At 44.4% G+C, this 1,980-nt stretch carries 2 protein-coding genes; one reads left to right on the top strand and one right to left on the bottom strand.

Annotated features, from left to right (window positions below):
• A partial coding sequence (udp, locus tag L4C33_RS21920; protein WP_428814498.1) for a uridine phosphorylase occupies positions 1-655 on the top strand: 655 nt, incomplete at its 5' end.
• Positions 656-779: 124 nt separating this feature from the next.
• Here udp and L4C33_RS21915 read toward each other — a convergent pair.
• Positions 780-1,937, bottom strand: coding sequence for a DUF1887 family protein (locus tag L4C33_RS21915; protein ID WP_428814497.1), 1,158 nt, complete (start codon positions 1,935-1,937; stop codon positions 780-782).
• Between the last annotated feature and the right edge of the window lie 43 nt (positions 1,938-1,980).

Raw genomic sequence — 1,980 nt, 5'->3', positions numbered from 1 at the left:
AGTAATGGAAAACCCTGTGTTCCTTGCAAGCCACCGTGAATACACGCTATACCGCGCTGAGCTAGACGGTAAGCCTGTAGTGGTTTGTTCTACTGGTATCGGTGGCCCATCTACATCTATCGCAGTTGAAGAGCTAGCGCAGCTAGGTGTACGTACTTTCCTACGTGTAGGTACAACTGGTGCGATTCAACCACACGTAAACGTGGGTGATATGATTGTTTCTACAGGTTCTGTTCGCCTTGATGGTGCAAGCCTGCACTTTGCTCCAATGGAATTCCCAGCAGTTGCCGACTTCGAAGTTGCTACTGCAATGAAAGCAGCTGTTGAAGAAGACGGCGCTACTGTTCATATGGGTGTTACTGCATCAAGTGATACTTTCTACCCAGGTCAAGAGCGTTACGATACATTCTCTGGTCGTGTAGTTAAGCGTTTCCAAGGTTCTATGCAAGAATGGCAAGATATGGGCGTTCTAAACTTTGAAATGGAGTCGGCAACACTTCTTACTATGTGTGCGAGCTCTGGTCTTAAAGCGGGCTGTGTTGCGGGTGTAATCATCAACCGTACTCAGAAAGAGACGCCTGATCACGAGACGTTGAAAGTAACAGAAGCTCGTTCAATCAAAGTGGTTGTAGAAGCTGCACGTAAAATGCTGTAGTTGGCGTCTAGCTTCAATTAGTCATATTGAACGCTAAGAATTAAAAACGCCCGCATCGGTTGATGCGGGCGTTTTGTTTTATTTGAAACTAACAATATTAGGGAGTTGAGTATCTATTTGACACTTACAGCTCTTGACCACCAGCAGCAGTAAACCATGCCTTTAGGTGAGTTTTTAAATCTTTGAGTTCATCAGGGCCAATCAGAGCAAGGCCAAGATCTTCAGCACGAGTAATATCGTTATGACGAAGAGGGCGGAAGCTCACCAACATTGCACGGGCTTGTAAGCCACCTAGTAGGTCACGCAGTGACTCTAGTTTGTATAGAGTGTCATCACCATCATCACGCATGCCTTTGGTCTTACACTCAATGATATGCAGTTTGTTATTTACTACTGAGGCCACATCTAGCTCGTTACGAACTTCACGTTCACCAAGTTGACGGTAAACTTGTACGTTCAATGAGCGGTCTTGTATCGTCGGTAAATCGTCTTGGATCTGTTTAACTGTGCTATGAACCAGTGTCTCTAGCCATTCACCATTTGAAAATCGGCGTGCGTCTTCGTTAGCAAAGGTAAGTATTCCGTTGTCGTAACTCGCGATTTGAACTTCAACTAAATCTGAAATTAGCATGTTTAATTCACGGTAGCCTTGCTGTTTTTCAGACAGTTCAACATCTAGCTTCTGTTCTTTTCTACAAGTAGTCGCAAGGTAGTTAAGTGTTGCTAACCCAGGACCAAGCTCCAAAGCATTACTTGCCCAGCGTTCACCTAAGGTATATAGCTTTTCATCGAGTTGTGGTGGTACTTCGTAGCTACTGAACTCGCCACGAGCACCAAATACCGTTAAGTAATCAGAGATGGTGATGTTGTCTTGAACTTGCGCATCTTCTCTGTCGTTAGGGTATAACCAACAAAGTTTGTCACTGTTTGGTTCTACGACAAAAATCGGCCAGTGGTAAGTTCTGAATACTTCATAAACCGAGAGTAGGCGGTGTCTTAGGCCACAGCTGGCGTTGAGTTTGACTTCTTCACCACGTGCTTTCAAATCTTGGGCAAGAATTTCGATCGCTTGTTTGATAAGGGAAGTGTTAGCCGCCGTCGGAATTTGAAAAAACTCACTGGTGATGTCTCTTTTTGCTAACACCGAATGCAGTCGAAGGTACATAGTTTCTTGAGTTTTATCCCCGATGAAGACGATATGAGTACTCGTCGTGCGGTCATCCAGTAACGGAGTTACTAAACGAATCGGGTCTTGATCGATGATACCGACATGAACAGCCATAAAAATTCCTTAAAAACTGGCTTACTCAAGAATGGATAAGTAA

Source organism: Vibrio makurazakiensis, from assembly GCF_050337375.1.
Taxonomy (GTDB): Bacteria; Pseudomonadota; Gammaproteobacteria; order Enterobacterales; family Vibrionaceae; genus Vibrio; species Vibrio makurazakiensis.
The sequence above is the reverse complement of the archived record's forward strand: the minus strand, read 5'-3'. Positions and strand labels throughout refer to the sequence as shown.